The sequence below is a fragment of the Bradyrhizobium sp. genome (genome assembly GCF_049519115.1).
Taxonomy (GTDB): domain Bacteria; phylum Pseudomonadota; class Alphaproteobacteria; order Rhizobiales; family Xanthobacteraceae; genus Bradyrhizobium.
Genome location: NZ_JBEKRB010000116.1, coordinates 1 through 7978 on the forward strand (window position 1 = coordinate 1; position 7978 = coordinate 7978).

General features: G+C 60.2%; 4 protein-coding genes and 2 pseudogenes. 2 read left to right on the forward strand and 4 right to left on the reverse strand.

The features are described from left to right. Positions 1-1821: ATP-binding protein (locus tag ABSE61_RS35120; RefSeq protein ID WP_423875761.1), on the forward strand; the 1821-nt coding region annotated here is incomplete at its 5' end. A gap of 326 nt (positions 1822-2147) precedes the next feature. On the opposite strand, the pseudogene ABSE61_RS35125 reads toward ABSE61_RS35120, so the two are convergent. From ABSE61_RS35125 to ABSE61_RS35140, 4 genes and pseudogenes are all read right to left on the reverse strand, one after another. After that, positions 2148-2471 (reverse strand): annotated as a pseudogene (locus ABSE61_RS35125) (MBL fold metallo-hydrolase); the annotation flags it as partial. 13 nt (positions 2472-2484) lie between these two features. Continuing rightward, on the reverse strand, positions 2485-2973 hold the full coding sequence (locus tag ABSE61_RS35130; RefSeq protein ID WP_423875762.1) for an NUDIX hydrolase: 489 nt from the start codon (positions 2971-2973) through the stop codon (positions 2485-2487). Between the two features lie 8 nt (positions 2974-2981). Further along, positions 2982-3914, reverse strand: coding sequence for a non-homologous end joining protein Ku (ku, locus tag ABSE61_RS35135; protein WP_423875763.1), 933 nt, complete (start codon positions 3912-3914; stop codon positions 2982-2984). 689 nt (positions 3915-4603) lie between these two features. Beyond that, positions 4604-5269 (reverse strand): annotated as a pseudogene (locus ABSE61_RS35140) (ImmA/IrrE family metallo-endopeptidase); the annotation flags it as partial. Between the two features lie 321 nt (positions 5270-5590). Here ABSE61_RS35140 and ABSE61_RS35145 point away from each other — a divergent pair. Next, the gene (locus ABSE61_RS35145) at positions 5591-7132 is read left to right on the forward strand and encodes a type IV secretory system conjugative DNA transfer family protein (RefSeq protein ID WP_423875764.1); all 1542 of its coding nucleotides are present in this window, start codon (positions 5591-5593) and stop codon (positions 7130-7132) included. Positions 7133-7978 lie beyond the last annotated feature (846 nt).

Sequence of the window (7978 nt, forward strand, 5' to 3'; positions counted from 1 at the left end):
GCGCGCGTCGTTACCCTCGGGCTCCAGCAGGTCGCCGCAGGCCTGGACGATCGCCTGGGAATGTTGACCGGTGGCCACCGAACGGCTCTGCCGCGGCACCAGACACTGCGCGCGACGCTGGATTGGAGCTATCAGTTGCTGCCCGAACCCGAGCGCTTGGTGATGCGGCGCCTTGCCGTGTTCGTCGGCAACTTTACGGCAGAAGCGGCGAGCTTGGTTGCGGGTCGCGAGATCGCCGCATCCGAGGTGGCCAGCTCGCTGGCGAACCTCGTCATGAAGTCCCTGGTTATCTTGGACGCCGGAAGTACGATCGCACACCATCGGCTACACGAGACCACGCGTGCTTACGCCATCGAGAAGCTCGTAGAAAGCGGCGAGTTCAACCAAGTGGCACGACGCCACGCCAACTATTACCGGGAGCTCTTTGATAGAGCCGAAATAGAGCTGGACACGTTGCCAACGGCTGCGTGGCTGGTGCGCTATGGCCATCAGATCGGACAGGTGCGCGCGGCTTTGGACTGGGCCTTCTCGCCGACCGGCGCTGCCGAAGTCGGCGCTGCGCTCACCGTGGCTGCGGTGCCGCTGTGGGTGCACCTGTCGCTAATGGTGGAATGTCGCGGCCGCGTCGAGCGGGCGCTTTCCGGCCCGGCCGAGAACCGAGACGCACGTCGCAATATGCAATTGCAAGCGGCGCTTGGCGCGGCGCTCTTTCTGACGAAGGGCTCATGCCCCGAGATGGCAGCAGCCTGGACAGTTGCCCTCGAGATGGCGGAAGCCCTCGACGACGCGGATTATCGCCTGCGAGCACTTTGGGGCTTGTATGTCGACTGCTTCACGGGCGGCCGCTATCGGGCGGCACTGGCGTTGGCCGAAAGATTTTGCAGCTACGCGGCGAAAACCACCGATCCTGCCGATGGCCCACTCGGCGACCTCCAGGTTGGCCTAGTGCAGGTTGCCTTGGGCAACCTGGAAGGTGCGCGGCGACACATCGAGCGCATGCTGGATCGCTATGTCGCCAAAAGATCGCACATCTGCAGGTTTCACTATGACCAACGGATGGTGGCGCATACGTATCACTCACGAATACTCTGGCTGCAGGGATTTTCCGAACAGGCCATGCATAGCATCGAATGCCTTGTAGTCGATGCTCGCGCCAGCAATCACCCGCTGTCGCTGGCCAATGCCCTGCTTCAGTCGGCCCTCGTCGCGCTTCTCGTCGGTGATCTAACCTTAACAGAGCGCTACGTGAAGGCGCTCCTGGAGCTTTCGGCCCAGCACGCGCTGGAGCTGTGGGGCCTTGTGGGTCGATGCTTTGGAAGCGTGCTGCTCATCAAGCGTGGCGACATTGGCGCAGGGTTGGAGCCTATGCGCGCCGCCTTCGCAAGCGTCCCACACAACGCCTTTAGCCTGCTCTTCACCCCACTTCGCGCCGAGATGGCAGACGCCCTCGGTCGCGACGGTAACGCTACCGAAGCACTCTCGATAATCGACGAGGCGCTCGCACGGTCCGAGCGCATCGAGGAGCGCTGGTGCGTCGCCGAGCTCCTGCGCATCAAGGGCGAACTCGTCCTGCGCGATGGTGCACCGCAGGCCGCGACGGCAGCCGAAGATCACTTTTTACAATCACTCGAATGGGCGCGCCGGCAAGGCGCCCTGTCATGGGAGCTGCGAACATCCACAAGCCTTGCGCGCCTGCAGCATGATCAAGGCCGGATCGCCGAGGCGCGCAGCCTTCTGCAATCGGTATACGATCGCTTCAGCGAGGGTTTTAAAACCGCCGACTTGAAGACCGCGAAGGCATTTCTGAACTCTTGGCAGTGACGCTCGAGGCGGCGGTGTTTATCGACGCCATGGCACAAGGAGCCGCGAACGGCAGCCTTCCCGAGTTATACCAAAATTATTTTTGGTCCCGCAGACCGCCCAAAACCGCAAAATTTCACCCCCGCTCGACGCTGACATTGCCGACGTCATCGTCGATGGACTCGATTTTCTTTATACAGTGTTCCAGATGGGCAATCCGGAGCGTGCGCGTCCGATCCTGGAGCGTTTGTTCGGAAAGTTGGGTATCAACTTGGTTGTCCAGCCCCGCGGCCGTCCCACGTCGACCCCTTTGTAGGAGATGCCCTAAAAGTTGGCCGGCTATGCTCCTCGCCCCAGAGTCCGGCGAGCATCCGGACGACGACGTCGAGCGTCCCCGGGCTGCCGTGGATCGTCATGACATCGGTGCTTTGCCGCAGCCGCAGCGTCGAAAACAGACCAGGAATGCCGAGCACGTGGTCGAAATGGCTGTGCGTCAGCAAGAGCCGATCGAGCCTTCTGAAGCCAGCGCCGCTCCGGAGTAATTGGCGCTGCGTACCCTCTCCGCAGTCGACCATGATGCGGTGGCCCCCGGCTTCCACTAGGAGGCCCGGATGGTTGCGTTCGGCGGACGGGACGCTGGCCGAGGTTCCGAGGAAGGTTAAGTCGAACATTTTCGGGCCGGTACTATCGGTTGTCGCGGCAAACTGCCATGGCGCTCTCAAGCAATCGATCGACGAAAACCGTCTGTCCCTTTAGGATCTTCCGTCTTGCGTCGGCGATACCGAACCAAGCGGCGCGGTCGATCTCCGGAAAACTCCGACGGCGTCCGGAGCGCGGCGGCCATTCCACTTCGAAAGTATTGCTGCTGATGAGTGCGGGATCCCAGTCGCCCTCGACGGCCCAAGCTTGAACGATCTTGCCACCCGGCTGCCGCGCCTCGCCGAGCGGCCAGAAGTCTCCGTCCGGGTCGTGTCCAGTTTCTTCGGCGAATTCGCGGCGAGCGGCGGATAGCGGCGCTTCGTCGGCGCCGATCAGGCCCTTCGGGATGCTCCAGGCACCGTCATCCTTGTTTTGCCAAAATGGTCCTCCCGGGTGACCGAGCAGGATTTCCAGATGGGCGGCACCTCCTCGAAACAGGAGGAGCCCGGCGCTTTGCGATTTCCGCGAAGCCATCGCGGACGCTAGGCCGACTTCCGCTGCGGCTTGGCCGCCGGCTTCTTCGCCACTATCTCCTTCGCCGGTTTCTTGCCCGCGATCGGCATTAGCATTTCCTTCTGACCGGCCGCCGCCTTGCGCGGCTTCTTGGCTGACTTCTTCGGCGCCTCTGTCGCGGCCGCCGCGCCCCCTCCAATGCTCTTGCGCAGCGCGTCCATCAGATCCACCACGTTCTCGCCGCGCGGCCGCTCTTTCGCGGCGATGGGTTTGCCTGCGCGCTTCTGGTTGATTAAATCGAGGAGCGCGGTTTCGTACTGGTCTTCGAACTTGTCCGGCTCGAAATGGCCCGCCCTCTGATTGACGATGTGCCTGGCGAGATCGAGCATGTCCTTGGTGACTTTGACGTCCTGGATGTCGTCGAAATATTCCTTTTCGGAGCGGACTTCGTAGGGATAGCGCAGCAACGTTCCCATTAAGCCCTTGTCCAGCGGATCGAGCGCGATGATGTGCTCCCGATTGGTCAGAACCACGCGTCCGATCGCGACCTTGTTCATCTCACGGATGGTTTCGCGGATGACCGCGAAGGCGTCGTGGCCGACTTTCCCGTCCGGCACCAGGTAGTAGGGACGGATCAGGTACCTCGGGTCGATCTCGCTGCGGTCGACGAATTCGTCGATCTCGATGGTTCGCGTCGATTCCAGCGCGACGTTCTCGAGCTCCTCCTTCGTCACCTCGATGAAGGTGTCGGTGTCGACCTTGTAGCCCTTGACGATGTCCTCGTTGGACACCTCCTCGCCGGTGTCGGCATCCACCTTTGCGTACTTGATCCGGTGGCCGGTCTTCCGGTTGAGCTGGTTGAACGAGACCTTCTCGGACTCCGACGTAGCCGGGTAGAGCGCGACGGGACAGGTGACGAGCGAAAGACGCAGAAAGCCTTTCCAGTTCGCGCGGGGGGCCATGGACTCGGTACTCCAGAAAGAGGGACGGCTCGGACTCAAGACGAACGGGGACCCTTGGTTCCGACATCCGAGAAACCGCCCAGGCATCATTTTTCACGTTTCGTCCATCGACGGACTCGACTCTTTTGTTCTTGATATGTTCTAACCGCCGCATGACTGACCGACCCGTGCAGAGCGAGGGCCGAAAACGCGTGCTGCTTGGCATGGAGCGAGATACGCAACGCATGTCGCTTCCCAAGGTGGTGGTGACGCGGCCCCTCCGAAGAACGGAAGATATCGTCTTGGCGATGCGTTCGTCCGTGATCCGATGCGGACCCTTGCGGTACGGGCCGAGGCGAACCGCATACTCAAGCTGAGGGAGACCGCCACGAAGCGAGCGGAAGCGGCTGGCGGCGAACCAGCACCCGGATAGCCCGAGGTCCCGCACCGCCGCGATCCGGCCATCGATCGAGGATTCGTCAACGCTTCAACGACCCCAAGCGCGATATGAGGCCGGACGGTCCGCTCGGCAGCGCCGCACGGCCTACGCGGGCGAGAACGGCGACGGCGGGGGCGTCCAAGATTTCGATGGACGATAAGGATGGTCTTGCCAAACTTCCCTCTTCGCCTGGGCGGGTAACCGTGAAGCCATGAAGGGCCGGCAGACCGGCTGGTCGGCGGCCCTTTGTAGCCCTGTGACGGCCTCCAGATCAGGAGTACCGCGATTGTCGATGTTTCAATCGTTCCTTGGCCGTGCGCTCGCCGTCTTCGTCGTAATCCGGATCGTCGGCAGGTTCGTACCAAAGCATGATCAGGGCAAAGCCGTTGGACTGAAGATAGACCTGCTCGCTCATCGTTGGGGCCTGACGGCCGCGCTCAACGTCAATCCAGTTTTCGGGTAGTCGCGTATCGACGTCGCTCGGTACCCCTATCTGCAGCCCCTTGCGGTAGAACAACGACCTCTCGGGTACGGCCTTGCCACTGAGCGCCGTGATATAGGGAAACCGGATCTTGTTGCGGTAATTCCGGAGCACCTTGCCGTCGCGGACCACGACGAAGGCAATTGTCTCCGAGTGATATTCCGCATAGGCCCGGGCCATCGCGTCCTTGCTGACGTCGAACTTCGTCGCGAGCGAAAGCATGTGTTCGAGACTCGGCGCCGACTTCCTGCCGATCTCGGTCCTCAGCGCGGGAGGCGGCATCAGGATCAGCGACGAGAACCGGTTTGCCTCGACTTCCATCTTCGCGCGGCGGTCGCCCTCCTTCGGTTTGAGCAGCGCCATGTCGCTCTGCGAGCAAAGGAAACGGCCTTCCTCGTCCGGTATGTGCGAGGGCATCAGAAAATGCCCCAGCTCATGGCCCATCGTGAACCTGCGACGCTGCGGCGACCCGGAACGAAAGGCGGTCTGCGCTTCAGCGCAACCGCCTCTTCGTTATGGGGAAAAGCGATTGACGGTCTTCGCGGCGACGGCGGCCCTAGAACCCGCAACATTCAAGCCCGCGGGACTTCTCGGAAAGGGCACATGAGCGGTCAACGGCACGAGCCGCGCGACGGGAACGCATGCGGCAACAGGACGACTGAAACGTGGCGACGCGCTCGCAACGGCAACTGCAAGGCTTTACCGACAGCTCTCAAACACTCCGCCTCCGACCGCGCCGGTTCGGGATATTGAAAGACGTCAGCAACGGAGGCGATCATGTTTGACTTTTTCAAGAGCGAACGAAGGAAGTGGGCGACACGAACCACGGAGCCACACACGTCAACACAACCGGGATTACCGCAATTCGACGGGCGGACGCGCGAGCTTTTTGAGGTGGCATTGCCGCGCGGCGTACTCATGGCGCGCCTTAAGGCAGATCGCGAGCGCGTCAATTACTGGATGTCGCCAAACGAGCTCATGCGGCACCGTTATGTGCCGGGCCAAATTATTCTCGGTAAAATTGGGGATCATTTCCTGGGCCATCTCGACGACAGGCCAATGGTGACGGTGGCCGGTGCACGGGCCGGAAAGACCTCGACCGTGTTGGAGCCGAATGTTTGTTCTTATCCAGGCTCGGCTTTGATCATGGATCCCAAGGGCGAACTCGCGCGCTTAGCGTACCTTCGTCGTGCCTTGGGTCATAACTCGTATGTGCTCGATGCCTTTGGCCAATCCGGTCAGCCTTCGGCGAGTTTCAATCCGCTAGATGAGCTCGACGTGGACAGTTCCAACCTGATCGATGATGTCACGTCGATCGTGAATGCGCTTGTAATGGATGATGGTGATGGACATGGCCGGCACTTCTCCAATGGAGCCAGGGCGCTTCTGAAGGGTCTCATTCTGCTGACCCTGACATTGGAGAAGAGCGAACGCCATCTGGTAACCGTCCGCGAGCTCTTGTGCCTGACTTATGGACCACTCGCCCGTGCGGCGCGCGCCGCCGCCGCGCAACGGCTGGCAGAGGCGTCGGAAGACGATAAGAAGGCCTATTTCGACGCAAATGCGGAAGCGCTCAAGGGGCTGCTCAATCGCATGGAGAGTATGGGCGCGGCCTTTGGCGGCATTCCAGCGGGGATCGGAAGGCGGTTTAAGAATACTCCGCAGGGAGAGCGCGGAAGCATCTTCTCGACTGCCGCGGTTCAGACGGATTTTCTGGACAGCATAGCGTTACGCAAAATCTTGCGACACTCAGACTTCAAGCTCTCCACTCTGAGGGCCGATAAACCGGCGACCATTTTTATGTGTCTGCCGGTTGGACGCATGGAGCAGCATGCGCGATGGATGCGGCTGATCGTGCAACTGACATGCACGGTGCTGGAAGGTCTCGGACCCTATCCTCGCACCCGACCCCCGATCCTGTTCATGATGGAAGAGTTTGCGACACTCGGCCATATGGAGATCATGGAACGCGCGGCGGCGTATTTCCCAGGTTTCGGTGTCAAATTGTGGGTGGTCTTGCAGGACATCACGCAGCTCCAGCGCTACTACTCAAAATCCTGGGAATCCTTCCTCGGCAACGCCGGGATCATCCAGATGTTTGCCAATGGCGACGAGGAAACCCTGCGCTACGCAGCAGGACGCATGGAAAAGCTGATAGCTCCTTTCGAGTTACGCACCGCCTTTTCGCGGTCGCGTTGGAGCCAGCTCCTGCTGATGGAAGGCCTGCCGCCAGCAGCGGCGTTGCGGCTGGATCATAGCGATGTCGATATGATTCGCGCGCACATACGCGCGGCAACGGGTCTGCCCTTTCTTCACTGAAAACCACGCAATGTCCTCGGCTCTTACCAAGGGTGCAGCGATCATCATCACGCGTTGCAAGAATTCGGCGAAATGAACTCCGTGGCGTTGCACGGCTGGTCCAGGCTTTGCGGTCATAGCCCAAAAAGAAGCTGCGTCAGCAGCAAGACTGTATCGATCGAGCTCTGTTGGTTCGCCGTTGGCATTCTCGCCAATTAGTCGAAACTCGCGGTAATTTGTGACGAGAACCAAGCGGTAAAAGCCGAAATATTTGGTTACTTGCTCGCTTTTCGCTGTGAGCAAGGTGCTATCGGCGACCCCCTTTACCTCAATGACCCCACGCTCTGGAATTTGGCCCTTGCGAGGTTCGCCTCCCTGTATCTGACTCTTTGTGTAGAGGCCGAAGTCGGGATTGTCCGCACCTTGATTGCGGAGTTGGCCATTGCAAATGACTTGCGGCTTGGGCGTTTTTCCAAAATGATTGAGAAGATTTTCGAGAGCCGAATAATAAGACGTCTCTTTGGTTGCGCCTCCAGTTCCTCGGATGTCCGCCATGCGGGACAGATATTCGCGAATAAAATTGGCGGCGGTGGCTTCGGTCATCACTCTTCCTTTGTCGACGTTATAGACCGATTCCGCTCAACTACAGGAGGTCCACGCGGCTAGACTTAAGGAATCGCCCGCGCCCAAGTGCTCAGGATGGGGGGGCCCGAGTGCTATGCCCGCGCTTGTGGGGGTCGAAGGCCCGTTCGGCTCATTTCGGAAATGATATGAATTGTCGGAAATAACGTTGCTATATACGACGTTTTGTACCATATTCAAAACATGACGAAACCTGATCGCCAAGAGGACCGCGCCCTATCCCTC

Coding starts and splice junctions, on each gene's coding strand:
- ABSE61_RS35130 (WP_423875762.1), bottom strand. CDS start 2,973: ATGGCTTCGCGGAAATCGCAAAGCGCCGGGCTCCTCCTGTTTCGAGGA.
- ABSE61_RS35145 (WP_423875764.1), top strand. CDS start 5,591: ATGTTTGACTTTTTCAAGAGCGAACGAAGGAAGTGGGCGACACGAACC.
- ku (WP_423875763.1), bottom strand. CDS start 3,914: ATGGCCCCCCGCGCGAACTGGAAAGGCTTTCTGCGTCTTTCGCTCGTC.